Below are 25,819 nucleotides of genomic sequence, written 5' to 3'. Positions count from 1 at the left end.
GTTGGAGATATAAAATATGCCAGAAAATACAATAAAACCCAGCGAAGTTTCGGAAGTATTGCTGCAGCAGTTGCAGGGAATTGATACTTCCTTGAAATTCGATGAAGTGGGAACTGTATTGCAAGTGAGCGATGGTGTGGCGCGTATCTACGGATTGCGAAATGCCGAAGCCAACGAATTGCTGCAGTTTGAAAACGGTATCATGGGTACTGTGATGAATCTGGAAGAGGATAATGTGGGTGCCGTATTGTTGGGACCTACAGACCAGATCAAAGAGGGGATGATTGTAAAACGTACAAAGCGTATTGCATCTATTAATGTAGGTGAAGGTATGCTGGGACGTGTAATCGACCCACTGGGTGTTCCTTTGGACGGACGTGGCGAGATTGGCGGTGAACTGTTCGAAATGCCTTTGGAACGTAAGGCACCGGGAGTTATTTTCCGTCAGCCGGTAACTGAGCCTCTGCAGACAGGATTGAAAGCTATTGATGCCATGATTCCTATCGGTCGCGGACAGCGTGAGTTGATTATCGGTGACCGTCAGACCGGAAAGACAGCAATTGCCATTGATACCATTATTAATCAGCGTGCTAACTATGAGGCTGGGAATCCGGTATACTGTATTTATGTGGCAGTAGGACAGAAAGGCTCTACAGTGGCTAGTTTGGTAAACGCCTTGCGTGAAAAGGGAGCAATGGATTATACCATTGTGGTAGCTGCAACAGCTTCAGACCCTGCAGCCATGCAGTATTTTGCTCCGTTTGCGGGAGCTGCCATCGGAGAATACTTCCGCGATACCGGCCGTCATGCTTTGGTAGTTTACGATGATTTGTCTAAACAAGCGGTTGCATATCGTGAAGTATCTTTGATTCTTCGTCGTCCTTCCGGACGTGAAGCATATCCGGGCGATATTTTCTATTTGCATTCACGTTTGCTGGAACGTGCAGCTAAGATTATTTCTCAGCAGGAAGTGGCCGAACAGATGAACGATTTGCCACCAAGCCTGAAGGGAAAGGTAAAAGCAGGAGGATCGTTGACTGCTTTGCCTATTATCGAAACACAGGCTGGAGACGTATCAGCTTATATTCCTACTAACGTGATTTCTATTACCGATGGTCAGATCTTCCTGGAAACAGACTTGTTTAACCAGGGATTCCGTCCGGCTATCAACGTAGGTATCTCGGTATCTCGTGTAGGTGGTAGTGCACAGATTAAGAGTATGAAGAAAGTGGCCGGTACATTGAAGATAGACCAGGCACAATATCGTGAATTGGAAGCCTTCTCTAAATTCAGTAGTGATATGGACCCTGTTACAGCAATGGCTATCGACAGAGGACGTAAGAATAACCAGCTGCTGATTCAGCCTCAATATTCACCGATGCCTGTAGGAGAACAGGTTGCAATCTTGTATTGCGGTACACACGGATTGATGCGTGAAGTGCCTATCAGTAAGGTTCGTGCTTTCCAGGATGCCTTCCTGACCACTATGCGTGCAAACCATCAGGCTGATGTACTGGATGTATTGGCCAGCGGAAAGATCAGCGATGAAATTACTGCAGTAATAGAAAAGGTGGCAGCTGATACAGCAGGCCAATTTAAAGAAAGATAATTGTCATGGCATCACTGAAAGAAGTAAAAGGAAGAATAAATTCAATTCAAGGTACGCTGAAGATTACTTCGGCTATGAAGATGGTGGCCTCGTCGAAGCTACATAAGGCTCAGGAGGCAATAGAAAACATGCTTCCTTACGAACGACGACTGCATCGTATGCTTACCAACTTTCTGAGTGCGGGGCTTAGTGTAGAGTCACCTTTCATTGTGAAACGTGATGTGAAAAAGATTGCCGTTGTTGTGTTTGCTTCGAACAGTAGCTTGTGCGGTGGATTTAATATGAATGTGATTCGTCATTTGACTGAAATCATAGAAAAATACAGTGCAAAGATTGGTAAGGAGAATATCCTGGTATATCCGGTAGGGCGTAAGGTGGCCGATGCCGTGAAGAAAATGGGATTTCAGCCGATGGGTGATTTCCAGCATATGAGCGGAAAACCGAATTACAAGGAAGCATCTGACTTATCGACCGATTTGATAAACCGTTTCTTAAGCGGGGAAATACAACAGGTAGAGTTGCTGTATAATCATTTTAAATCGACTTCTACACAAGTTCTGACACAAGAGACCTATTTGCCTATCGACTTGTCTGCTGCTCAAACAGCGGATGAAGCAGGGGAAAGCAACGTGCAAGCTGATTATATCATAGAGCCGTCTGCCGAAGAAGTGATGCAGGAATTGTTGCCTAAGGTGCTACGTATGAAGATTTATACAGTTTTGCTTGATTCGAATGCGGCAGAGCATGCTGCACGAACCATGGCTATGCAAATTGCAACAGACAATGCAAATGATTTAATTCAGGAACTGACTTTGATTTATAACAAGAGTCGTCAGCAGGCAATTACAAACGAATTGCTGGACATTGTCGGAGGAAGTATGGCATAAGACTGTTGATACTATAGAAAGAGGGCCGTCTCAAAATACTTTGAGACGGCCTTTTTTTATGTGTTTCCTGACAGGCGTATAATGTGACAGGAATAGAAGGGTAGTGGAACGTGTTGGAGGCTTTAATCGCCGTCGTTGGTTACAGAGTTGGCGACGTTGGCTGTATAGTCGGCACCGTCGATTGTGCAGCCGACGTCGTCGGCTTAAATCAGCGGATAGAAGCATGATACTATATTGATGCTGATGAATCTCTTTCTTTCAGGTAAATTGAGTTGGGGAAATCTTATCAGAAAAAGATAAAGGCCCTCTCATTTGTGGTTATGAGCTGGCCTTTTAACTCTCGAATAAACTAAAAAATTAATTATCTTAAAAAAGAATTTCACTTGTATTTACTTCATAAACAACACAGATACGCATTTGGTTCACGAATTGTGTAAAAAAATGAATATTTGGGTATAAAATCGAGTGAATTTTAGATAGTGGAAGTACAACTTATGGGGAAGTTGCTATAAAAAACAAAATCTATCATCTTAAGTTAGTTAAAACTAAGAAGATAGATTGCTGATTTTCTGTCGGGGTAGCGGGATTCGAACCCACGACCCCCTGCTCCCAAAGCAGGTGCGCTAACCGGACTGCGCTACACCCCGAACAAATATTTTCTCTCTTTTTAAAGTTTACATTGTCGGGGTAGCGGGATTCGAACCCACGACCCCCTGCTCCCAAAGCAGGTGCGCTAACCGGACTGCGCTACACCCCGAAGAGGTTTTTCCTTAAAAGCGCTGCAAAGGTATGGGTTTATATTTAAATATGCAAGTATTCGGGGCGTTTTTTTATCTTTTTTATTCAATAAATTATTCGGCGAAATACTTTCTCCCTGTGTTTCAGGAAACTGTAGCGATTTGTCGAACGAGTAGCGAATAGCCTTTTGAGATTCGTGTAGAATTGAAGCAAAGGGAAGATAAAGTTTTGGATGGAATTTGTTACTTTTGCGATATGTATGCGGCAGGAGGTCGGATAGTGAAACTTGAAATATTATTATAAATTATGGGAGATAAAGAATACTTAGATCGTTTTGAAGATAAAATGCAGCAAACACTTTTACGTTTATGTACTTCCTATCATCAGTTGGAGGGTGTATTGTTGGCTACAGATGATATAACAGAACACTGGCAAAAGCTGGCACCCGAATATTTGGCTGATGCAGTAGAGCAGGTACGCGATTATCCTACCGTATCGGTGGCTTGGGCAGCTTATTTAGGTTTGGCTATGGCTTATGGATGGGATATGAGCTGGGAAGTGTTTTCCAAGGCAGAATACAAGTTCTTTTACGGAGAGCAGGGATTCGACGATATGGATGAGCATATTGTGCGTGATATCTTGGGAATGCCGCTCGATGGAGAAGAAGCAAAGAGTCTGGAAGAAATGATTCGCCGTTGTGCGCAGGCAGCTGTCGATATGATTCGTCATGAGCAGATAGAACCGCAAAGCCCGCTGGCGTATTACGCTTTTTCGCGTGCCTGTGAGGTAATGTATAATATTGGAGCCGCATTGGGCTTGAAACATCTTGGATATAAGTTTACGAAGGTGGACTTGTCTGATCGTACGCTATTGAACTAAAGAGGAAGGGTTCAGTTTCAACGAGGAAGGCTATTAATAGCCTTTAAATAATTGAATGACAGCACGGTAAACAAAGATAATTTGCTTGCCGTGTTGGTGTTTTAAGGCCTTTTAACGTGTGGTTTGTTTGTCTAAATTACGTTTTTTTCTCTCAAATGCATACGTATTGTTCCGGTAGAATCACTAGTTTCCCGTCCAATAGTAAGAGGATGGGTAAGATAGTTGTTCGCTAATTATCCTGTAATTCGTCATTTATCTTATACCAATCTTTCTCAAATGCTTATATTAATAATCTCTCTGTACTTTCTATTTGTCACTGTTTTTATTCGTACTTTTGTATGTATTGATAATTGAATATATAAAAAACTCTTTTGGGTTAAGTGTCTCTTTTTATGGAAAGAACTGATTTTATAAAAACTAAAGATGATATAATTCGCAACATAATGACTCTCTATTCCTATTTAAAAGGAGAATTAGGAGACGAATATAAGAATTGGTCTATAGACAAAATGGTTAGAGGTAAGAATTTTGTTGTTGAAGTTATTGACTCGAAGATTTGTTTTGCGCCAAGTAGGTTTGCTGGTTACATTGATAATTCGAAAGATAAACACGATGAAAATCATGGCGATGGAACACAAACGGATGAAAAAATAAAAATATATTATAACAAGATACAAGATGAAAGACTTGACTTGTTGTTGCAAAATGAACTATTAAAATATGGAGTTTCTTCTGGCGAAAAAAAATATTGGATTGCCAAAGACACAACAGTTGATGATATCATTCGTGTATCGAAGACCAAATCCCAGCATATTCCATACAATCTAGAATATGATAAATACTGGCATATACAAATGCATCTTCCCGAGGGGAAAGGGGGAACTCAAATAGATTCAACCTTGATGCTTCTTGAATCAGAACCTGTCATTGGAACAGGAGAGTGGAATGATAATCAATGCAAAAATTTCAAGAGTATTGAGAATGGCAATATTGTACTTGTCAGAAAAGGAAGCCAGGCTATAGCTCTATGCCAAGTTATTGGTGATAATTTTACAGATGAAAAGCTTACAGAAAAATATATCAATGTTAATTTTAGGAAGGTGAGAATTTTGGATTGGGCCGATAATTACAAACAACCAAGATCTGGCCTTTTTTCTCAAGGAACATTTTCGTCTTGCCGCAAAAATACAGAACAATATCAGTATATAGATGATTGGTTGAAGTATATGAAAAGCATAGCATTTACAAATAAATGTGCCAAGTTACTGAGATCTAAGCACAATATAATTTTGCAAGGAGCTCCAGGCACAGGTAAAACTTATAATACAGCCGCTATAGCACTTGAAGTACTTGGAATAAATGATGTTGATTTGACTGATCATGTCACCGTCATGAAAAAGTACAGAGAGCTACAGGATGATCGCATTTTTTTTACTACATTTCATCAGTCTCTTGATTATGAGGATTTTGTAGAAGGATTAAAACCTCATATTCAAACAAATGCAAACGGAGAAAGTATAGGTGTGACATACGAGCCTGAAGATGGCATATTCAAGCGTGCATGCAATGCTGTAGAAACTGATGGGAGTAAAGACATCATAGAATGTATTGATGATTATCTTCAAAAGATTAAGGGATTTGAGAACAAAAGAAAAATACCGACCCTTTCAGGACGGTCTTCTCTTTACATATGGTGGAAAGAAGGGAATGCTACTTTAAGCACAAGAAGTACTAATTCTACTAGTAAACGCGAGGGAGATTATACTCCTTCTCCGCTCAATATTGAAAAAATAAAACTTCAGGCCTTAGGCAAGGGAAGTGAAAATAATTGGCAACAATATGCACAAGCATTTATAGAAGCAGTCAAAAATGAATATCATGCTAAGACTAATAAGTCAGTAGTTCTCATTATTGATGAAATTAATAGAGGTAATGTATCAAAAATATTCGGTGAATTAATAACATTACTGGAATCCGATAAACGTGACACTGGAAATCATCCGATAAAAGTTATGCTGCCTTATTCAAAAACAATGTTTGGAGTACCGAGTAATCTTTATATCATTGGTACAATGAATACGACAGATAGAAGTACCGGAACCTTAGATTATGCCCTTCGCAGGCGTTTTGCGTTCGTGACCTTGCAGGCAAATCCAGAGATTATCGAAAGCCATTATAATAAATTAAATAATCCTGAATTAAAGATAAAGGCTATTCAGTTATTCAATAATATTAAAGCTTTTATTATGAACCCAAAGCATCTTTGCGGTGATTCTGGTATAGACGACTTGATGGTCGGTCATAGTTATTTTATGGCTTCCTCTGAAGAGGAATTATTAAACAAAGTAGAATACGAGATACTTCCTCTTATCGCAGAATACATTAATGATGGAATTATAAGTGTTTCTGATGAAGAAAAGAAAAGAGCCTTTCACGCATGGTTGAATCTACAACCAATGCAAGAAACTGAAGATGAAGAAATAAATACGGAAGACGAAAATTAACATGATACAACTCCAAGAGCACGAGCAATTAATATTAAATGGAGCACCCATTGGATATGATGATAGATACAATAATCTTGAACTTATTCAATGGGCGAAACCTACGGATAATAATCCATGGGGCTATTATGCTTCGTTTAAAATTGGAGCAGAATGGGTTGATCAGAAAGAATCGCTGGTTGTAACAACAAAGCGGGGTATGGAAAATATTGATTTCCTTAGTATGTTCATGACTTGTTTCACATCTGATCTTGCTTTGGATTCGTTTTCTGAAATATATAAGATTGATTTAGATCGACCGCAAATAGAGGCACCTTCATTAAACAGTATAGTCAGTCCTCTTATCATAGTTCATTTTATAAGTATTGTGAATCGAATTAAATCTTTAAAAAAAGGATATGTGCATTACCAAGAGAACCTTAAAAAGGTAAAGGGACATATTAAATCGCTAAAGAATGAAAGGCTAAATATTGCTACCAAGAGATATGAACGGATATTTTGTGAATATGATGAGTATTCTATTGATATTCCTGAAAACCGTATTATAAAGAAAGCTATTCTTTTTTCACGGGCCTTAATTACAAACATAAGCGATAATAGGCAATCATATCTTAGACTTCAATCATTGATAGCTAAGGTTCTGAGGAAATTTGAATATGTGAGTGATTGTGTTGATGAGAAATCAGTAAGGCAAATTCGCTCCCACAAATTATTCAATGAATATTCGGAAGCGATACGTTTAGCGAAAACGATACTTAAACAGTATGATTATAGCATAAATAAGGTTGCCTTTTCTAAGAACAAGGTAACTCCGTTTGTTTTGGATATGTCTTTGCTATATGAACATTATGTCTATGGATTATTACATGAAGCATATAAAGATAAAATAGTATATCAGTTTAAAGGCAAGACTGGATATCCAGATTTTTTGTTTAAGTCAAAGGATTTTAAAGCGATTCTTGATACTAAATACATCCCAAAGTACGAAAAGGGTTCGTTAGACATATATGTAATTAGACAGTTAAGTGGTTATAGTAGAGATTTACCAATATTGAAACATCTAGGATATGAAAATATTGAAGAAATTTCTTCAACTCCAGCCGTCCCATGTATAATTATATATCCGGAAGAAGGAAGTTCTATATATAATCCATTTAAGAATATGCCTCTGAGTAGTTTGTGTACAACGTATTTACAAAGGTTATCAATGTTTTATAAAATTAGTGTGCCTGTTCCAACACTATAAATCATTATGGTTTTGCCCTATTTTATTTATTAATATGATGAAGGGTGGGGCCATGGTAAGTTACGGAGTCTTATAAATATTTAATTATAGATTAATTGTAAATATAAAATCATATTATGGAAAATATAACATTTAATGAACTATTATCAATCATTGAAGATAAAGATTTGAATTTGACATGGTGCGACCATGATAATTGGACTGTAAAAAGAGCTTTAGATTATATTGAAGAACTTTCTGTTCTATATCCATCAGGTATAAGGATAATAAAAGATTATGAGAACGTTATAGAAATATACTACAAAGACAAAGTTATCCAAAGATACATTATAGCTGGATAATCCAGTAACTCCATTTTGTTTGTCCACCATTTCCTCCCATCTCAGACGGTGTGGCTTGTTTACGCAAATTTCATTGGTTCTGATTTAATGCATTGATTATCAATGTTGATAAATTTCTTCAACGAGGACGAATATTAGTGATTGTAAGCACAACAAACGCTATTGAATCCCTGTAAATTAGTAAGATTTACGGGGATTTAATTTGTCTGGATAATAGCGCTTGACCGCCTCAAATGGCGTGATTTGCTTGGATAAAACAGGCTTTTTCATTGAAACTTGCCTGTTGTATAATTCAGCAGTGGTAAAGATTGCAATTTTTATGTTTTTGTCCTCACTATTAAAATTTTTCAATAGAGAACTTGACTTGTTTGTGTGGAATTGAGGGATGGGCCATTTAAGCCAGGATACCTTGTGTGACAAATACGGTAACTTCCATCTCCACATACTGGCCATGCTCAACAAGGAATCGGTTATCCTGTTTATGAGAAAGACAGCAATGGATGAGAAATCTTGCCTGTCTCAGGTCTCTGGGATCGATTTTGACAGTAATCTGCTTCCGGACGAATAAAAATTCTCATCGGCAGGCTAGTCTGCCGATGAATTAACAGATAAATTAATATCTTTGCAAAATTAATATGTCTGAAGACTTACTTCAGGCCCACTAAATGAAACATTATCTATATTGCATTTATATTATTTTTTTATGGTTAAATGTTTTTCTATATTTAAAGGTATATACATTAGTATCTTTATCAGCATTTTGTCTTTATCTTTCTTTTCTTGTTCTTCCGAATTTCAGGATAATTACCAGGACAGGGATGACGGATATCTGGATATCGTTTTTTCCAAAAAGGAGACAAGGGCTGACCTTGCAAATGATGGTTCCGGAAGTTTTACAGAGGGCGATAAAATTGGGCTTTACCTTCAAGGAGATAAAGGTCTTTCTTATCGTGAACTTACATATTCGGGAGGACAGTGGCTTCCACGTCTGAAGCGTAATGATTTTGGTGAGGGGCCAATATCTTTGTCTGCTCATTATCCGGCAACCGGAGAACAACAGAATCCAAAGACTTATCAGCTGGATATGGCATTAGACCAGACTGGAGACGGTTTTTATAATTCAGATTTGCTGTTTTCAAAAACAGTCGTCGGATCAGGTGTATACGAAGCTGATATGAATTTCGCGCATGCTCTTCACAGAATCAGGATTTCTATCTCTGGCAGTATGACTTCGCCAGAGGTTAAAGTCAGGAGTCTGACACAGGGTAATTTTAATCTACTTACCGGTGAAGTTGAAGTGAGTGGAACCGATTTCAAATGGATTACCCCATTCAAGGATGGAGAAGGAAATTTTGCCGCTGTGATTATTCCTCAAAGTGCGATCCCCTACAGGGACGATGACGGACTTCTGCAGATCGTTGCAGAGGGTAAGACAGCGTATTTCAATGCTCCTGAAAAGACAGAAGAGAATAATGATCTTACATTTTTCGAGTCTGGAAAGCAGATTTCGATAAACCTTACTCTGAAACCGGGCAATCCTGAACTTGCAGGAAAGACATTGTGGGTATATGGATTGAATGTGCCTGATTTTCCAGGTAAGGAGAATCTTCCTACATATAAACTCGGTAATAAGTATGGTTTGCCTGAAGGCCAGTGGTTGAGATATGACAATCGTTACTATGAGGAGCAATATCTCACATGGGCTGAAGGGTGTGGCTGGTATGACTGCAACAAGTCACATGGAAACTATGAAGACGATTCCCAAATGTGCTGGGCGGCATCTGCATCAAATGTAGTGTCGTGGTGGATGTGTTTGAATAAAGAATATCTTGCGGCATACGATAGAGATTATGGTTCTTCGGTGACGACTGGTTCAGGTACTTTTGAGCGTCCGTCCTATGATTTCAAGCCGCTTTACCCTAATGGGGTTGGCAGTTGGGATGGTTCTCTTCCGGAACCCAATAATGTCACAGTCAACAGGTCGGAAGTTTTCCAGTTCTTCAAAGATCATTTCCCGAATTTTGGCAACGATGATCCTAAAGGAGTTGAATGGTTTTTTACCGGGGCTTATCTTGGTGGCGATATCAATGGTTTTAAAGGGTTCTTTCCGGAAGTATTCACGAAAAATAATGCCTTGACGGCAAGGTGCCCGCACAATCCAGACAAAGAGCAGTTCAATACATTTGTTACAGATGCCCTCCTCAATAAGAGGGCTATCGGTCTAAATGTGTTTGATGTTGCCGGTCCCAAAACTGGAAATCATGCTATGACAGCTTGGGGAGTCGAATATGATGAAGCAGGGGATATTGCCTATATATACTATTGCGACAACAACTATGCGGAACAGGATCCTAATGGTGCGGTGATTATCAGACAGCAGATAGTATATGCTGTCGATAGTTACGGGAAAGAATGTACTTATCTACAGCAGTTGAAACCGGAGGATCCGGATACTAGAGTGGGGAAATTCCTGATTACCTCTGTATTTTCTGCTGATCTCGGCAGAGATATATGGAAAAAGAAATATCCGAATGTAGTTGTAGAAAAATAATACATAATCTCCCCTTAAGAATATCTTTATCTGCTGGTATTCAGTACTTTTAAAAGTCTTTGATAAATCTGCAAGTTTCTTATCTTTATGTTAAGAAACTCTGGTATCAATATCTTTTTATTTATATTAGTTACAACTTAGATATATAAAATCAACAGCCATATTGGTCTCTATTTATTGATGAACTAAGAAAGATAAGAGACCGATACGGCTGTTCTTGTAGGAGTCATTATCGTTTTGGAGTGTGCAATTTTATATTAAATCCAGCCATAACCGTTGCTCTCGGCATGGGATAGCCGGCATTGATTTCATATTTCTGAGCCAGCAGGTTCTCACCACGCGCCCAGATATCCATCCATTTTCCTATGTGGAATGAAGCACGGAGATTCCAAAGTACGAAATCCTCCTTACTTTCCTTCTCGCCAACCGAAGTATAGAGTCCTTCAATGTATTGTACTCCGGTGGAGACGTTCCATCGTCCGAGAGAGAAATTGGCCCCTGCATACAGTTTATGTTGAGGTGCGGCAATAATGTTTTTTTTCATATGTAGAAAGCTGTAGTTCCCGTCCACAGACCAGTTATGATTGATACGGTATGCCGATTGTATTTCTATTCCGGTATTTTCGATTTTTCCTGAATTCTGGTTCAGCATGCCGCTGCCATTAGGATTGGGAAGGGTTTGAATAAGGTTTTTTCCATCTATGTAGAACAGATTCACCCCGTAGGTTAGCTGTCCTTCCATCAGATGTTGAGAGAACGCAAACTCGTAGTTCCACATTGATTCCGGTTGCAAATTCGGGTTTTGTGGTGGAAACATGTACATCTCGCGCAGGATTGGATAACGGAAACCTTTCGAAGCAGAGGCTTTCAGTTCGATGGCGTGTGGAAGATGAAACGCCAGACCTGTTTGCGGTACCCACTCTGTTCCTATGCGTGAGTGATGATCGGCACGCAATCCTGCATTAAATGTAAGCCACGGACTGATGTCTTGACGGAACTCAATATATCCGGCCAGTTCATTTTCGTGTTTGTCTACCAGTTCAGAAGTCGTTCCTCTATTTTCTCCACTCACATATTCACTCCAAGCATGTCCTCCATACCGAAACCAGTCGAAACCTAATGTGATACGATTACCCTTAAAAAATTGAGTACTCTGATACAAGGAAACGCCCATCATGTTATCACGTGAGTTGAAGCGGTCATCCTGCGGACCTTCACCGGCAGAAGGGGTATATCCGTCGTTAATCCAGTGATTGCCCCAGTTGTAGAAAAAGCTGACGGCTCCGGAAGTCTTTTCATAATGGTTTTTCACAGCAAAAGAAGTCATTCCTCGTGTAATGCGTTGGTCGCCATCCAGCAGCGGTGAGTCAACCGGGCCGGGGTAAGAGGCATTGAAATGGGTAACATTCAAATCTCCGTGTAGATTCCAGTATTTGGTCATTTCGTATCCCAGTTTCGCATAGCCGCCGTATTGTTCGAAGCCCATATCGGGGCGGTGTCCGTCTGTGCGGTTATAGGAAGCTGAAACGACGCTGGAGAAACGTCCTTTCCGAATACAGTTGGTCAGTTCCGTTTCAAGTGTGTTATAGGAACCATAGCCAGCACGAAAGTTAGTGTTCACTCCATCATCCTGCATCTTGCGGGTAACGATGTTGACTACACCGCCCATTGCATTTGATCCGTAAAGAACCGAAGCCGGTCCTCTTAATACTTCTACACGTTCGGCAAGGAATGACTGGTAGGCATCGGCTATCGGATGGCCGAAAATACCGGCATATTGGGGATGACCGTCAATCATTACCATCAACCGGGCTGTACTGCCACTCAATCCGCGGAGTGAAATACCTCCGGCTGCACCATCCGATACTCCATATCCCATAATTCCGCGTGAGGTGACAAACAGGCCTGGAATTTGTTCCGTAAGAACCGGAAGCAGTGATGCCTGCAAAGCTTGATTTATTTTACTGCGGTTCACTACTGATACGGTTTGGGACAGATGGCGGACATTTGTTTCATTTCGGCTACCGGTAACTACTACTTCTCCGATTTTATATACTTTTCTTGTATCAAGAGTATCTCGCTTTAGTTCCTGACTCATTCCCGATTGTACAGCAAGAGTCATTAATACGAATATATAGGATTTTCTTATTTTCATTTATACTATATCTATTTGTTTATAAAATATTTCTATCTATGAGGGACATGTGTTAACGGTTTGATAGATAGACTGAATATAAATAATAGTAGTTATGACTGGATGCCAAGATACAATCATACAATACGGACAGTGCCGGATACAACTTGTCAACTCGTGTATCCGGCACTATTCTTCTATATATGCAATAGAGGTTCTTATTTTCTCAGCATTAAGGTTTTGAATGGAGTAGGATAGGGAGTTTCAAACTCCATCAATTCGCCTGTAACGGGATGATAAAAGCAAAGCTTGAAGGCATGAAGAGCCAAACGTCCCAACGGATCTACTTCGGAACCGTAGCGGATATCGCCTACTACCGGGTGGCCAAGCGACTGCATGTGTACACGAATCTGGTTCTTCCGTCCGGTTTCAAGTTGCAACTCTATCAGAGAAAAGCCATTAGCTCGTTTGATAGTGCGGTAATGTGTTACAGAAAATTTACCACCATCATCTACAGGAGAAGAGCTGACATACAGTTTACGGTCGGTAAGCCATGATTGTACGGTGCCTTGATCTTTTTCCATGTCTCCCACAACGATTGACACATAGCGGCGGTCACACACGATATCGTGCCAGTTGTCGCGTAGAGTGTGCTGGGTCTTTTCGTCTTTGGCATACATCATGATACCTGAAGTTTCGCGGTCCAGACGGTGCACAACAAACACGCGGTTATTACGGTGCTGGCGTTTTACATACTCGTTCAGGATATGCTGTGCGGTACGTTCTTTCTGTTTGTCAGTAGCCACAGAAAGCAGTCCTTCTTTCTTCTCTACCACAATGAGGTATGCATCTTCGTACAGAATTTTCAGCAGAGGATGACGGAACTCATGCTTGTTCTTTTCCTTGCTGATCTGAACCTTCATGCCCGGCTTCAGCGGATAGTTGTATTGTGTCTGTATGTTATTGTCTACCAGTACTACACGGTTGCTCAGCAATGCTTTTACGCGTGTACGGCTGATACCTGCCATTTTCTTCATCAGAAACTCCATGAGTTCGGCAGGTTCGTTTACATTATATATTGTATATTGAGCGGCAGCCCGTGCACGGGGACGTCCGCTTGGTTTTCTGTCATTTCTTGCCATAAGGATTGGTGGTATATAAAATTATCGTTTTTCCAGCAAAACTACATTTTCTACATGATGAGTGTGCGGGAACATGTCTACCGGTTGTACGGCTGTTACCTTGTATTTGCTGTCAAGTAACTGTAGGTCGCGAGCCTGTGTAGCCGGATTACAGCTTACGTATACGATACGGCGTGGTTCGGCAAACAGAATAACATCAATTACATCGTTGTGCATACCGGCACGGGGTGGGTCGGTAATAATCACATCCGGACGACCGTGTTCGTTGATGAAGTCTTGAGTCAAGATATCCTTCATGTCGCCGGCATAGAAAAGAGTGTTTTCAATACCATTTATTTGTGAATTTACCTTTGCATCCTCAATTGCTTCGGGTACATATTCTATACCGATTACTTTCTTGGCCTGACGCGATACGAAGTTGGCGATAGTTCCTGTACCTGTATAAAGGTCGTATACCAGTTCGTTTCCTGTCAGTCCGGCGAAATTACGCGCAACCTTATATAGGTTGTATGCTTGTTCGGAATTGGTTTGATAGAATGATTTTGGTCCAACCTTAAAGCGGAGTCCTTCCATCTCTTCGAAGATGTGGTCATTTCCTTTGAATACTTCTACTTCCAGATCGCCGATGGTGTCGTTACATTTATTGTTGATGACGTAAAGCAGGGAAGTGATTTGTGGAAACTTATCTGCGACAAACTGCAGAAGTGCTTTCATCTGTTCCAGCTCTTCGTTTTTAGTAATTTTGCACTGCAGCAAAACCATCAGTTCGCCAGTCGATGAAGTACGCACCATCATGTTTCTCAGCATACCTTCCTGTGTACGCAGGTTGAAGAATTCATAATTGTGTTCGTAAGCATAATCGCGGATGGCATTGCGAATCTGGTTGGAAATATCATCTTGTAACCAGCATTTTTCAATGGCCAATACCTTGTCGAATGCTCCCGGAATGTGGAATCCTACTGCATTCATCTGGTCATATTTCACATCCTGCTTTACTTCTTCTTCTGTCAGCCAACGTTTATTGGAAAAAGTAAACTCCAGTTTGTTACGATAGAATTTTGTTTTTTCTGACCCCAAGATTGGCATAAATTCCGGCAATTCTACTTTACCGATACGGGTAAGATTGTCGAATACCTGTTTCTGCTTGTATCTGATCTGGTCTTCGTACGAAAGACATTGCCACTTACAACCGCCACATACGCCATAGTGCTGGCAGAACGGCTCTGTACGCATTGGAGATTTTTCATGAAATTTTACAGCTACGGCTTCGGCATAATGATTTTTCTTACGTTTAATCTGTAAGTCTACTACATCGCCCGGTACTACGTAGGGGACGAATATCACCAAATCATTTACTTTGGCCAAGGCCTTACCTTCTGCTGCTACATCTGTGATTGTTATCTTCTCTAATAGAGGAAGTTCTTTTTTCTTTCTTGCCACGTCCTTTTTTTATAAATCGAATTTGGGACAAAAATAAGAATAATTTCCGACATTCTTTTATTATTTCAAAAGAACTTCATTTTGCAAACTCGATATTGCAAAACATGTTGTAAAAAACATTCTTTTTATTTGCTTATTTATAAAATATCCATAGTTTTGCGGCTACTAAACTTAAATCTATAAAAAAATGGAAACAAAAAGAGTCTATACTTTTGGAAATGGAAAAGCTGAAGGTAAAGCAGATATGAGAAATCTTCTGGGAGGAAAAGGTGCCAATTTGGCTGAAATGAATTTGATTGGAGTTCCCGTTCCTCCGGGTTTCACAATTACTACCGATGTTTGTAATGAATATTTTGAAAAAGGAAAAGATGATGTAGTAGCTCTACTTAAGGCTGATGTGGAAAAGGCCATTGCCGGGGTAGAAGAACTGATGAAATCTAAATTTGGTGATGTAGAAAATCCTTTACTTGTTTCTGTACGTTCCGGAGCCCGTGCTTCTATGCCGGGAATGATGGATACCATTCTGAATCTGGGTTTGAATGATGATGTAGTGGAAGGTTTGGCCAGAAAAACTGGAAACGAACGTTTTGCGTGGGATTCATACCGTCGTTTTGTACAGATGTACGGTGATGTAGTATTGGGTATGAAACCGACTAATAAAGAAGATATCGACCCGTTTGAAGCAATCATAGAAGATGTAAAGAAAAATAAAGGTGTACGCTTGGACAACGAGTTGGATGTTGCAGACTTGAAAGAGTTGGTAGTACGCTTTAAGGCTGCTGTAAAAGCACAGACCGGAAAAGATTTCCCAAGTTGTGCTTATGAACAGTTGTGGGGAGCTATTTGTGCCGTGTTCGATTCATGGATGAACGAACGTGCGATTCTTTACCGCAAGATGGAAGGTATTCCGGCAGAATGGGGTACTGCTGTCAATGTGCAGGCGATGGTCTTTGGAAATATGGGCGATACATCGGCTACAGGTGTATGTTTCTCTCGTGATGCGGCAACTGGTGAGGATTTGTTCAATGGCGAATACCTTATCAATGCACAAGGTGAAGACGTAGTGGCAGGTATTCGTACTCCGCAGCAGATTACAAAGATAGGCTCTCAGCGTTGGGCTGAACTGCAGGGTATTTCAGAAGAAGAACGTGTGGCAAAATATCCTTCTATGGAAGAAGCAATGCCAGAAATCTATAAGGAACTGGATGCTTTGCAAACCAAACTGGAGAATCATTATCACGATATGCAGGATATGGAATTTACTGTTCAGGAAGGTAAATTGTGGTTCTTGCAGACTCGTAACGGTAAGCGTACAGGAGCTGCTATGGTACGTATTGCCATGGAAATGCTTCAGCAGGGTATTATTGATGAAAAAACTGCAGTTTTGCGTTGCGAACCTAATAAATTGGACGAACTGCTTCATCCGGTATTCGACAAGGCTGCATTGCGTCAGGCAAAGGTTCTGACCCGCGGTCTTCCTGCATCTCCGGGAGCAGCTTGCGGACAGGTGGTGTTCTTTGCCGATGATGCTGCAGAATGGCGTGCAGATGGCCGTCGTGTAATCTTGGTGCGTATCGAAACTTCACCTGAAGATTTGGCTGGTATGAGTGCTGCAGAAGGTATCTTGACAGCACGTGGCGGTATGACTTCGCATGCAGCTGTTGTGGCTCGTGGTATGGGTAAATGTTGTGTATCGGGTGCCGGTGCTATTAATGTAGACTATAAGGCTCGTACTATAGAAATAGATGGTGTAGTACTGAAAGAAGGTGATTACATCTCATTGAACGGAAGTACCGGAGAAGTATATCAGGGACAGGTACCTACAAAGGCAGCCGAATTATCAGGTGATTTTGCTAAATTGATGGATCTCTGCAACAAATATACTCGTTTGCAGGTACGTACAAATGCAGATACTCCTCACGATGCTGAAGTGGCACGTAGCTTTGGAGCAGTGGGCATCGGATTGTGCCGCACCGAACATATGTTCTTCGATAATCAGAAGATTGTAGCCATGCGTGAAATGATTCTGGCTACTGATGTAGAAGGACGTAAGAAAGCTCTTGCTAAACTCTTGCCGTATCAGAAAGCTGACTTTAAGGGAATTTTCAAAGCAATGGACGGTCATCCGGTAAATGTACGTTTGCTTGATCCTCCTTTGCATGAATTTGTTCCTCATGATTTGAAAGGACAGGAAGAAATGGCTCAGGCTATGGGTGTAACTGTAGAATATATCCGCCAGCGTGTAGAAAGTTTATGTGAACATAACCCGATGTTAGGCCATCGTGGATGCCGTTTAGGTAATACTTATCCGGAAATTACAGAAATGCAGACACGTGCGATTTTGGGTGCAGCGGTTGAATTGAAGAAAGAAGGGTTCAATCCTCAGCCTGAAATTATGGTGCCGTTAACCGGTATTTTATATGAGTTTGAAGCACAGGAAAAAGTGATTCGTGATACAGCAGCTCAGTTGTTCAAGGAAGAAGGTGTAGAAATACCGTTTAAAGTTGGTACTATGATTGAAATTCCGCGTGCAGCTCTTACTGCTAATCGCATTGCATCACGTGCCGAATACTTCTCATTCGGAACTAACGACTTGACACAGATGACTTTCGGCTATTCTCGCGATGACATTGCTTCGTTCTTGCCGGTATATCTTGAAAAGAAGATTTTGAAAGTCGATCCGTTCCAAGTATTAGACCAGAATGGAGTAGGACAGTTGGTAGAAATGGCTGTAGAAAAAGGTCGCTCTGTACGTCCGGAACTTAAGTGTGGTATTTGCGGTGAGCATGGTGGTGAACCTTCTTCTGTGAAGTTCTGTCACCGTGTAGGTTTGAACTATGTATCTTGTTCTCCATTCCGCGTGCCTATTGCTCGTTTGGCTGCGGCTCAAGCTGCAATAGAGGAAGCTAAATAGTACAAAATAACTATTGATTTAGGCTGTAATAATCTGCTGGTCGGATGTTACAGCCTAATTTTTTACTTGTAATGTAATTATTCTCCACTATCAGTCTTTGCTTCTATTAATTGTAAAATAATTTTATTGATTTTACCGTCAATTCTTGCATCTTTATTATCTTCTGCGATATCGGATTTAGGTATAAATTCACCACAAATGTCTATCCCTAATACAGGATGGTTCTGAAGAATGATATATAATAACTTTTCCAGTTCTTCCAGACTCATAGAACCTTGATCCCAGTTGGTAATTGCATATTCTGGTGAAAGTACATCTTTATCAATAGAAATGTATACGGGGTCGGATATAAGCTCTTCTGCAAATCTTTTCCAGTTTTTTTCTTTATTCAGATCATTGTCACTATAGAAGTGAACTCTATCTTTATATTCAGGTGATACTGATTGTACGAGCTGCTCAGAAGCCCCTACAATGATAACTTTCTTACAATTTACATTGCTGTCAAGAATATCTTTTACCCAACTTCCACATGAAAGAATATGTTCGAATAGAGAAGGTTGCATATCCGGATGATGATCAAATACTACAAGAACAAATGGTTCTTCGATTCGGTCTGTCCATAATTTAGTCACATAGTGATAATTACCGGAATCAATGAAATGAACACCAGTTATAGGACACCTTTTGATCATTTTTATTAGAGCGTTTTTGCCTTCATCATCACAGTAGCAGTCTGTTCCTGATAGGTGTCTGCAATCCAGCCAGTGGTACTGTTTATTATGTGGAAAGCCTTCCATGTCATAGACACCGGAGAAGTTCATTATCACTACATCATTTGAAATTAATCCATTTTTTGTGTCAGTTTTTATTGGCATATTAATAGGTTTATAAAATAAGATATATTGATTTTGTATTTGTCAGTTTTATAACTGTAAAATACGAATTGCAAACAATGTACCTTATTTAATGTTCGAGTAGAAAACAGAAATACGTTTAACCAGTATTATATATCTGCCTCTTAATTTTAACTCTGTATAAACATTGATGTTGTCAAAGTGTCATTTTGAACAGGATGTAGAGTTTGTATATTGTTTTTTTATTTCTGCTGGGTTTTTTGAAAGTTAGGGGTTGTGATAAAATATTATAATAGCAAACACAACTGCTGTGTGCGAATAGCTTTACAATAGATTGTGAAAGATTTGCTTAACTGTTGTAGTAAATTAATTACAAAGTTTTTACTATGCCTCTTTGATTTGCTATCTGTCTGAATTAATTTTCTATCTTTACCGAAGAAGAATGTAACTGAATAAGCTTATGTTGGATAACGGACGATGGGGTATGATGCAACAAGATGCAGAACGTATGATAGAATGTCTACAGACCAGAGGAGTGGGGTTTGATGCGGGATTGTCGGACGAAGAAGTGCAGAATATAGAGCGTACATTTAAGTTTGTGTTTCCACCAGATTTAAAACTTCTTTTACAAACAGCATTACCTGTGTCGGAGCGGTTTCCAGACTGGCGGTCGGGAGTAGGAGTGCAATCGATGATGGATTGGCCTATTGAAGGCATTATGTTCGATGTAGAGAATAATAATTTTTGGCTTGAAGAATGGGGACAGAAATCAGACTCTTTGGGGCAGCGTGTGTTGACGGTGCGTTCTTTGGCCAAAAAATGGCCTCGTCTTATACCCGTCTATGGTCATCGTTATCTTCCGGCTTTCCCAAGTGAAGCGGGAAATCCCGTATATTCTGTTTATCAAACAGATATTATCTGTTACGGCAATGATTTGCTGACATATCTGTGCCGTGAGTTTAAGATTGCACCGTATCGTTCTTCTTTTCAAAGGAGCAAGCCTAAACAGATTCCATTTTGGGGAGATTTAGCACTATGAGTTATTGTGTTCTGGGATAGAGGAGGTTCCTAAAGCTAGATATAGAGGTGATAAATGAAGAAAATCTGAGCTTACCGTCATCTGTTTTGTAGAAAATATTTTTGTCTTTTTGACAATGGAAGAAATTTTTCTATTCCTTTTAGATTGTATGACAAAGTGTCAATGCAGAGTATCAAAAAACGGCCTTATTTGTACTGGAGTGTAGGATTGCCTGTGAAAATGCGATTTTTTAAGGATGTGAAAAATGCAATATTAAAGGATAATGGGTGGGTAACGGCGTGTTGTGTAGTTAGTTTATAAGAAATACTTTCATTAATATTGTTGTAATATGTGTAAATGTGTCTTTTTGATAGTTGAAAAAGTGTGCGAAAAACTGCGGGAAAAACTGTTTTAGTATGTAAAATGTCGGTTGAAAATACGCAATTGGTAGTGTTGGCTTACGTGAATAGTAACGGAAGTGAACGATACAAGTCGCGTAAGCCGATGATACTAGTATCGTAAAGAGGTTTTATGGGTAGAAAAACGATGCGTTATAAGGTATAAAAACCTGTTGTATAGCAGAAATACTTGTACTTTCAGACTGAAAAAAGGAGATTTGAAGCCTCTTGAATGAAGATAAAAATCAAAATACGCGTTAGCGGAAAACGGGTAAAATGGAAATTATGATTCTATTTATGTATTTCTGCTTACAAAATGAATACTGCCGGTTCTCTTTCTACGTGGGGTAGGGAGAACCGGCAGTGCTGTATATAAACGATAGAGCTTTATGTACTTACGATTTGTTTACTCTTTTCTTGGCAAATTTACCGTTGTTGCGACGGTATCCTTTTTTGTTGTTTGAGCCTTTCTGAGAATTGTTTTTTCTGGCTACCCGAGGTGCATAGAGTGGAGCTTCACCCAATTCGTCCGGTACGGGGATTTTGTAAATATCTTTTCCCAAGAAGTTTTCTATTTGCTTGAAGCGGGTCTGCTCCGTTTCGCTTACAAAAGTAATGGCACATCCGTCGTTGTTGGCACGGGCAGTACGTCCGATGCGGTGTACATAATCTTCGCTGTCGTGAGGTACGTCGTAGTTGATAACCAGACGGATGTCGTCAATGTCAATTCCTCTGGCAACGATGTCGGTAGCGATAAGAATATTGATTCTGCTGTTACGGAATTCGTGCATGATTTCTTCGCGTTGGCTCTGATCCAGGTCGGAGTGCATTTCGCCAACATTCAGCTTCATGCGTTTCAGTGATTTGGTAACTTCTTTTACCTTCTGTTTGGAAGAGGCAAAGATGATGACACGTTCGGGCTGTTGCTCGGAGAATAGTGATTCGATAATGCCTAATTTCTGAGTCTCATAACAAATATAGGCTGTCTGTATAATTCTATCGGCGGGCTTGGATACTGCCAGTTTGACCTCTTCCGGATTGTTCAGAATGGTTTTGGCCAACTGTTGTATCTTGGTAGGCATGGTAGCCGAAAACATGATGGTTTGCCGTTCTTTGGGAAGATGTTTTACTATCTGCATAATATCGTCGGCAAATCCCATATCGAGCATACGGTCGGCCTCATCGAGGATGAAGAATGATACCTTCGACAGGTCTACGTATCCCAGACTGATGTGGCTGATGAGTCGGCCTGGAGTGGCGATTACTACGTCTGCTCCCAGTGTAAGCCCTTTTTTCTCCTGCTCAAATCGTACTCCGTCGTTTCCTCCGTAAATGGCCACACTTGAGATTGGCATGAAGTAGGAGAAACCTTCCATCTGCTGGTCTATCTGTTGTGCCAGTTCGCGGGTAGGCGACATGATGATGCAGTTGATGGAGTCCTCGGGATATCCGCCTTTGCTCAACTGATTGATGACGGGTAGCAGGTAGGCAGCCGTTTTTCCGGTACCGGTTTGTGCTACACCGATAAGGTCTTTTCCTTCGAGAATGACCGGAATAGTATGTTCTTGTATAGGAGTGCATTCTTTGAAATTCATGGCATCCAATGCCTGCAGAACACTTTCCTCTAAGTTCAGTTCAGAAAATTTCATATAGTAAAAATCCGTTTTTATTATCGTTGACTATAGTTTGCCGCGTTCGTCCAAATATGAATCTTTGAATCCCAGGAAGTACAATACACCGTCAAGACCAATTGTATTGATAGACTGGCGGGCATTGGCTTTTACTTTGGGTTTGGCATGGAAGGCAATACCAAGTCCGGCTACGGAGAGCATAGGCAGGTCGTTAGCACCATCGCCTACTGCAATGGTTTGTGCGATGTCTACATTTTCTACCTGAGCTAAGAGTTGCAGCAGTTCCGCTTTTCGTTTTCCATCCACAATGTCGCCTATGTGGCGTCCGGTCAGTTTTCCATCTACAATTTCCAGGTTGTTCGCGTATACATAGTCGATGCCGAATCTCTCTTTCAGATAGTTTCCAAAGTAAGTAAAACCTCCGGAAAGAATGGCTATTTTGTATCCATATCGCTTTAGTACGTACATCAGGCGTTCTACGCCTTCGGTGATGGGCAGATGCTCGGCAATGTCACGCATTACGCTTTCGTCGAGTCCTTTCAGCAGAGCCACCCGTTCCTTGAAACTTTCGATGAAGTCTATTTCCCCTCTCATGGCCCGTTCGGTGATGGCTTGTACCTGTTCGCCTACTCCCGCACGTTTGGCCAGTTCGTCTATTACTTCCGTTTCTATCAAGGTAGAATCCATATCGAAACAAATCAGACGGCGCATGCGGCGGTACATGTTATCTTGCTGGAAAGAGAAATCCATTCCCAGTGTGGTACTGAGTTCCATCAGACGGCTCTGAAGCACATCACGGTCTTTGGGAGTTCCTCTCACAGAGAATTCGATGCAGGCACGTATGCGTGCTTTCTTCTCATCCAGGGGCATACGTCCTGTCAGACGGCGTATGGCATCAATGTTCAAACCCTGTTCGGCCAGAATCTGTGTGGCGCCCGCTATTTGCTGGGCAGTCAGTTTTCTTCCAAGCAGAGTCAGGATGTAACGGTTCTTTCCCTGCATGCTTACCCATTCCTCATATTCTTCTCGTGTAATGGGGTAGAAGCGGATATTGATACCTAAGGCAGAAGCTTTGAAAAGCAATTCTTTCATAATATTACCCGAATCTTTTTCGTAGCATTTAAACAGGATACCCAATGAGAGGGTACTGTGAATATCGGCCTGTCCGATGTCCATGATGTCCACATCGTATGTCGACAGGATTTCTGTAATGGACGCTGTCAGTCCCGGACGGTCCAAGCCGCTGATTCGGATTAATATTAGTTCGGTATTCATAGTTTGCCTTATTCCATAATTATTATATTGCAAATGTAACGATTTTATTGGATTCGGGCACATAAAAAGGTATCAATTATCCCCTTGGAAGCATATGGAAGCCATATTATGGTGATTTTAGAGGAGAAAATTTATTTACAGAGAGGAAAAATGAGAGAATAGAATGGAGAAGATTTGCCGAATTCCGTCATGGGTTAATCGTGCAGGTGTAGGGATGGATAAAGGTAGAAAATAATCTCTTTTTTGTGAAAATATGCTCAAAAACATAAAGTTTTATTTGTTTTTGTAGGATGAATGATGAAAAACGCTTATTTTTGCACCGGATTTCAAAATGAAAGGGGTATTGGGCGACCAATATCTATAAGATGATGTTCCGAGTAGAAATCACTGTGAAGGGACAGACTCGGATAGTATTAACTAAAATCAAATTACATGATTAAAAGTGTAAAATGGTTTTTTGTTGTATTGATATTCAGTTCTTTCATTTCTTTTTCATTTGAAGAAGAAAGAGTTTCGGCAGAGACTTTGACTGTAGGAGAGAAAGCTCCGGAGTTGGTGCTCTGCAATCAGACGCAGTCGCTCGACCTGCGTGCCGGTGACGGTAAGTATACTTTGTTGAGCTTTTGGGCAAGTTATGATGCGACTTCCCGAGTAAAAAACGCAGCATTAAGCAAAGAGGTGCGGGATTATGACCGCATAAAGATGATTTCTGTTTCTTTCGACCATTATGCGTCGGTATATCGGCAGGCTGTCAAACAAGATGGAATTCAGTTGCCGGAAAGTTATGTAGAAACAGAAGGCGCTAATTCCAAAGCTTTTCAGGCGTACGGTCTGGAAAATGGTTTCGGCAATTATCTGTTGGATAGTAACGGAGTGATTATTGCCAAGAATCTGGATGCAGAGGAATTGTCTTCTTATCTGAATTGATGGGAAGAGTTAACATTGAATAAAATTGAATACAACAAAAAGCAAAAGTTGCTTTGTCACAAGGAAACTTGTACAAAGCAACTTTTTCATTTTTTAGCTTATTTGTTCAGGCTCTTTCTGGTAACAAGCATACGGTTGATGAGCTTTTGGTTGGCTTGGTCTAACTTTTGCTTTTCCAGCGCTTTCATGTAAATACGTGTGGTTTTTTCTGAAGTGTGTCCCAAACTTTCACTGATAATGGATACGGAGATTCCTTGCTCTTTGGCCAGTGAGGCCCATGTATGGCGGGATACATAAGATGAAAGATGATATTGGTCGCCCAGGAGTTTGCTGAGCTTGTTGAGCCGTTTGTTGTAGACTCCCAACTGGTAACGGTATTCTCTGTAATTGTCTGCGGGGGATGTGTCTCTTAAAATAGGAAATAAATACCCGGCTTGAGAAGTGTCGGCGTAACGATTTAGAATTTCAAGACTGGGAGGTTCCAGCTTTACAGTGATTTGCTGATGGGTTTTACGCCTGTAATAAGTAAGATAGTTGCCGTAAATGTGTGATTTCTTCAGAAAAGCAATATCGACAAAGGATATTCCGCGTACATAGATGCTGAATAGGAAAAGGTCCTTGGCCAGTTGCAGGGTGGGACGTTTACTGCAGTCCAGACTGATAAGTTTACGTATCAGAAGTTTGGGAATTCCTCTTTTTCTAGTGTTTTCGTATCCGGTAAAGGCACGGATAAAAGGAGATTGTTGCGGAGTAAGTTCCAATTCTACTGCTTTGTTGTAGATGGCGCGCAGAGTACGCAGGTAACACGATATTGTATTCAGGTTGCAACCTTGATTCTGGAGATATTTTTCGAAATTATCGATAAACAAAGGAGTGATGGAGTGGAAAGGGAGAGGAGAAAATGATACATACTGATGTAATCGGGCGATAGCCGTTCGGTAGTTTCTTGCAGTATTGAACCTCGATGCTTTTGTCATATTTTCCGTTTCGGCACGGGCGAACTGGAAAAAGTCTGTCTGCTGTTTCGGAGGTGGGGAGGTTCGGGAGGAATTGTTTTTTGTGTACTGCGCCTGTAGTCTCTTTACTGTAGTGGCTAACTCTTGCTGAATTTTTTGCAAGGCTTCTGCATCGTATTCGGAACCTGTTCCGAATGATACTTCAAAACGAATGTTGATACTGTTCATAATATATATTATTAAGGGATGAAACCTAATAATATAGGTCAGTCACAGTTTTCTTCGGAGAAAAACAAAATACACCCTAAAAGTAAGTACTGCTTTTAGGGTGTATTCTGATGTTTTCGGAAAGATTTTCTCTTCTTCTTGTAGAGA

General features: G+C 40.5%; 18 protein-coding genes and 2 tRNA genes. 11 read left to right on the top strand and 9 right to left on the bottom strand.

Annotated features, from left to right (window positions below; translation table 11 throughout):
* Positions 1–16: 16 nt before the first annotated feature.
* Positions 17–1,609 (top strand): F0F1 ATP synthase subunit alpha, encoded by a 1,593-nt coding sequence (atpA, locus tag O6P32_RS01785; RefSeq protein WP_178266647.1) that lies wholly within the window; start codon positions 17–19, stop codon positions 1,607–1,609.
* A 5-nt stretch (positions 1,610–1,614) separates the two neighbouring features.
* Positions 1,615–2,496, top strand: coding sequence for a F0F1 ATP synthase subunit gamma (locus O6P32_RS01780; protein WP_269876462.1), 882 nt, complete (start codon positions 1,615–1,617; stop codon positions 2,494–2,496).
* A gap of 572 nt (positions 2,497–3,068) precedes the next feature.
* On the opposite strand, the gene O6P32_RS01775 is transcribed toward O6P32_RS01780, so the two are convergent.
* Together O6P32_RS01775 and O6P32_RS01770 are read right to left on the bottom strand one after the other, a co-directional pair.
* A tRNA-Pro gene (locus O6P32_RS01775) sits at positions 3,069–3,143 on the bottom strand.
* A 35-nt stretch (positions 3,144–3,178) separates the two neighbouring features.
* Positions 3,179–3,253 (bottom strand) — tRNA-Pro (locus tag O6P32_RS01770).
* Between the two features lie 287 nt (positions 3,254–3,540).
* On the opposite strand from O6P32_RS01770, the gene O6P32_RS01765 reads away from it, so the two are divergent.
* From O6P32_RS01765 to O6P32_RS01740, 6 genes are all read left to right on the top strand, one after another.
* Positions 3,541–4,113 carry a hypothetical protein gene (locus O6P32_RS01765; RefSeq protein WP_269876461.1) on the top strand — a complete coding sequence of 191 codons (573 nt, stop codon included), beginning with the start codon at positions 3,541–3,543 and terminating at the stop codon, positions 4,111–4,113.
* Positions 4,114–4,967: 854 nt separating this feature from the next.
* Positions 4,968–6,617, top strand: coding sequence for an McrB family protein (locus O6P32_RS01760; protein ID WP_408636036.1), 1,650 nt, complete (start codon positions 4,968–4,970; stop codon positions 6,615–6,617).
* 1 nt (position 6,618) lies between these two features.
* Positions 6,619–7,863 carry a 5-methylcytosine restriction system specificity protein McrC gene (locus O6P32_RS01755; RefSeq protein WP_269876459.1) on the top strand — a complete coding sequence of 415 codons (1,245 nt, stop codon included), beginning with the start codon at positions 6,619–6,621 and terminating at the stop codon, positions 7,861–7,863.
* 116 nt (positions 7,864–7,979) lie between these two features.
* Positions 7,980–8,204, top strand: coding sequence for a hypothetical protein (locus tag O6P32_RS01750; protein WP_269876458.1), 225 nt, complete (start codon positions 7,980–7,982; stop codon positions 8,202–8,204).
* 385 nt (positions 8,205–8,589) lie between these two features.
* Positions 8,590–8,772, top strand: coding sequence for a hypothetical protein (locus O6P32_RS01745; RefSeq protein ID WP_269876457.1), 183 nt, complete (start codon positions 8,590–8,592; stop codon positions 8,770–8,772).
* Positions 8,773–8,907: 135 nt separating this feature from the next.
* Positions 8,908–10,755: a fimbrillin family protein gene (locus O6P32_RS01740; protein ID WP_269876455.1), complete on the top strand. Its 1,848-nt coding sequence runs from the start codon at positions 8,908–8,910 to the stop codon at positions 10,753–10,755.
* Between the two features lie 229 nt (positions 10,756–10,984).
* Here O6P32_RS01740 and O6P32_RS01735 read toward each other — a convergent pair whose 3' ends face one another.
* The 3 genes from O6P32_RS01735 to rlmD all read right to left on the bottom strand — a co-directional run bounded on the left by O6P32_RS01735 (position 10,985) and on the right by rlmD (position 15,471).
* Positions 10,985–12,853, bottom strand: coding sequence for a TonB-dependent receptor (locus tag O6P32_RS01735; RefSeq protein WP_269876637.1), 1,869 nt, complete (start codon positions 12,851–12,853; stop codon positions 10,985–10,987).
* Between the two features lie 254 nt (positions 12,854–13,107).
* Positions 13,108–14,031 (bottom strand): RluA family pseudouridine synthase, encoded by a 924-nt coding sequence (locus tag O6P32_RS01730; RefSeq protein ID WP_178265524.1) that lies wholly within the window; start codon positions 14,029–14,031, stop codon positions 13,108–13,110.
* A gap of 21 nt (positions 14,032–14,052) precedes the next feature.
* Positions 14,053–15,471 (bottom strand): 23S rRNA (uracil(1939)-C(5))-methyltransferase RlmD, encoded by a 1,419-nt coding sequence (gene rlmD / locus O6P32_RS01725; RefSeq protein ID WP_269876454.1) that lies wholly within the window; start codon positions 15,469–15,471, stop codon positions 14,053–14,055.
* 187 nt (positions 15,472–15,658) lie between these two features.
* Between rlmD and ppdK the strand changes: the two genes are divergently transcribed.
* Positions 15,659–18,385: a pyruvate, phosphate dikinase gene (gene ppdK, locus O6P32_RS01720; protein ID WP_178265526.1), complete on the top strand. Its 2,727-nt coding sequence runs from the start codon at positions 15,659–15,661 to the stop codon at positions 18,383–18,385.
* Positions 18,386–18,462: 77 nt separating this feature from the next.
* On the opposite strand, the gene O6P32_RS01715 is transcribed toward ppdK, so the two are convergent.
* On the bottom strand, positions 18,463–19,260 hold the full coding sequence (locus O6P32_RS01715) for an arginase family protein (RefSeq protein WP_269876453.1): 798 nt from the start codon (positions 19,258–19,260) through the stop codon (positions 18,463–18,465).
* 439 nt (positions 19,261–19,699) lie between these two features.
* On the opposite strand from O6P32_RS01715, the gene O6P32_RS01710 reads away from it, so the two are divergent.
* Entirely contained in the window at positions 19,700–20,278 is a 579-nt protein-coding gene (locus O6P32_RS01710) for a hypothetical protein (protein WP_269876452.1), read from the top strand.
* 772 nt (positions 20,279–21,050) lie between these two features.
* Here O6P32_RS01710 and O6P32_RS01705 read toward each other — a convergent pair.
* Positions 21,051–22,304, bottom strand: a complete 1,254-nt coding sequence (locus O6P32_RS01705; protein WP_269876451.1) for a DEAD/DEAH box helicase — start codon at positions 22,302–22,304, stop codon at positions 21,051–21,053.
* Between the two features lie 30 nt (positions 22,305–22,334).
* Positions 22,335–23,561, bottom strand: a complete 1,227-nt coding sequence (gene serB / locus O6P32_RS01700) for a phosphoserine phosphatase SerB (protein ID WP_269876450.1) — start codon at positions 23,559–23,561, stop codon at positions 22,335–22,337.
* A gap of 432 nt (positions 23,562–23,993) precedes the next feature.
* Here serB and O6P32_RS01695 point away from each other — a divergent pair, with 432 nt between their 5' ends.
* Positions 23,994–24,488 (top strand): TlpA family protein disulfide reductase, encoded by a 495-nt coding sequence (locus O6P32_RS01695; RefSeq protein ID WP_269876449.1) that lies wholly within the window; start codon positions 23,994–23,996, stop codon positions 24,486–24,488.
* A 98-nt stretch (positions 24,489–24,586) separates the two neighbouring features.
* Here the strand turns inward: O6P32_RS01695 and O6P32_RS01690 are convergent, their stop codons facing one another.
* On the bottom strand, positions 24,587–25,672 hold the full coding sequence (locus O6P32_RS01690; protein WP_269876447.1) for a site-specific integrase: 1,086 nt from the start codon (positions 25,670–25,672) through the stop codon (positions 24,587–24,589).
* Between the last annotated feature and the right edge of the window lie 147 nt (positions 25,673–25,819).

It is taken from the genome of Phocaeicola acetigenes, assembly GCF_027529745.1.
In the GTDB taxonomy this organism is placed as follows: Bacteria; Bacteroidota; Bacteroidia; order Bacteroidales; family Bacteroidaceae; genus Phocaeicola; species Phocaeicola acetigenes.
Note: the sequence above shows the minus strand (reverse complement) of the source record. Positions and strands in the feature narration are given on the sequence as shown.

Excerpts from the sequence above, each read along its gene's own strand:
- O6P32_RS01765 (WP_269876461.1), top strand. The coding sequence starts at position 3,541 with ATGGGAGATAAAGAATACTTAGATCGTTTTGAAGATAAAATGCAGCAA.
- O6P32_RS01735 (WP_269876637.1), bottom strand. The coding sequence starts at position 12,853 with ATGAGTCAGGAACTAAAGCGAGATACTCTTGATACAAGAAAAGTATAT.
- O6P32_RS01755 (WP_269876459.1), top strand. The coding sequence starts at position 6,619 with ATGATACAACTCCAAGAGCACGAGCAATTAATATTAAATGGAGCACCC.
- O6P32_RS01695 (WP_269876449.1), top strand. The coding sequence starts at position 23,994 with ATGATTAAAAGTGTAAAATGGTTTTTTGTTGTATTGATATTCAGTTCT.
- O6P32_RS01740 (WP_269876455.1), top strand. The coding sequence starts at position 8,908 with ATGGTTAAATGTTTTTCTATATTTAAAGGTATATACATTAGTATCTTT.
- serB (WP_269876450.1), bottom strand. The coding sequence starts at position 23,561 with ATGAATACCGAACTAATATTAATCCGAATCAGCGGCTTGGACCGTCCG.
- O6P32_RS01705 (WP_269876451.1), bottom strand. The coding sequence starts at position 22,304 with ATGAAATTTTCTGAACTGAACTTAGAGGAAAGTGTTCTGCAGGCATTG.
- O6P32_RS01745 (WP_269876457.1), top strand. The coding sequence starts at position 8,590 with ATGGGCCATTTAAGCCAGGATACCTTGTGTGACAAATACGGTAACTTC.
- atpA (WP_178266647.1), top strand. The coding sequence starts at position 17 with ATGCCAGAAAATACAATAAAACCCAGCGAAGTTTCGGAAGTATTGCTG.
- O6P32_RS01750 (WP_269876458.1), top strand. The coding sequence starts at position 7,980 with ATGGAAAATATAACATTTAATGAACTATTATCAATCATTGAAGATAAA.
- ppdK (WP_178265526.1), top strand. The coding sequence starts at position 15,659 with ATGGAAACAAAAAGAGTCTATACTTTTGGAAATGGAAAAGCTGAAGGT.
- O6P32_RS01710 (WP_269876452.1), top strand. The coding sequence starts at position 19,700 with ATGTTGGATAACGGACGATGGGGTATGATGCAACAAGATGCAGAACGT.
- O6P32_RS01730 (WP_178265524.1), bottom strand. The coding sequence starts at position 14,031 with ATGGCAAGAAATGACAGAAAACCAAGCGGACGTCCCCGTGCACGGGCT.
- O6P32_RS01760 (WP_408636036.1), top strand. The coding sequence starts at position 4,968 with ATGCATCTTCCCGAGGGGAAAGGGGGAACTCAAATAGATTCAACCTTG.
- O6P32_RS01690 (WP_269876447.1), bottom strand. The coding sequence starts at position 25,672 with ATGAACAGTATCAACATTCGTTTTGAAGTATCATTCGGAACAGGTTCC.
- O6P32_RS01715 (WP_269876453.1), bottom strand. The coding sequence starts at position 19,260 with ATGCCAATAAAAACTGACACAAAAAATGGATTAATTTCAAATGATGTA.
- O6P32_RS01780 (WP_269876462.1), top strand. The coding sequence starts at position 1,615 with ATGGCATCACTGAAAGAAGTAAAAGGAAGAATAAATTCAATTCAAGGT.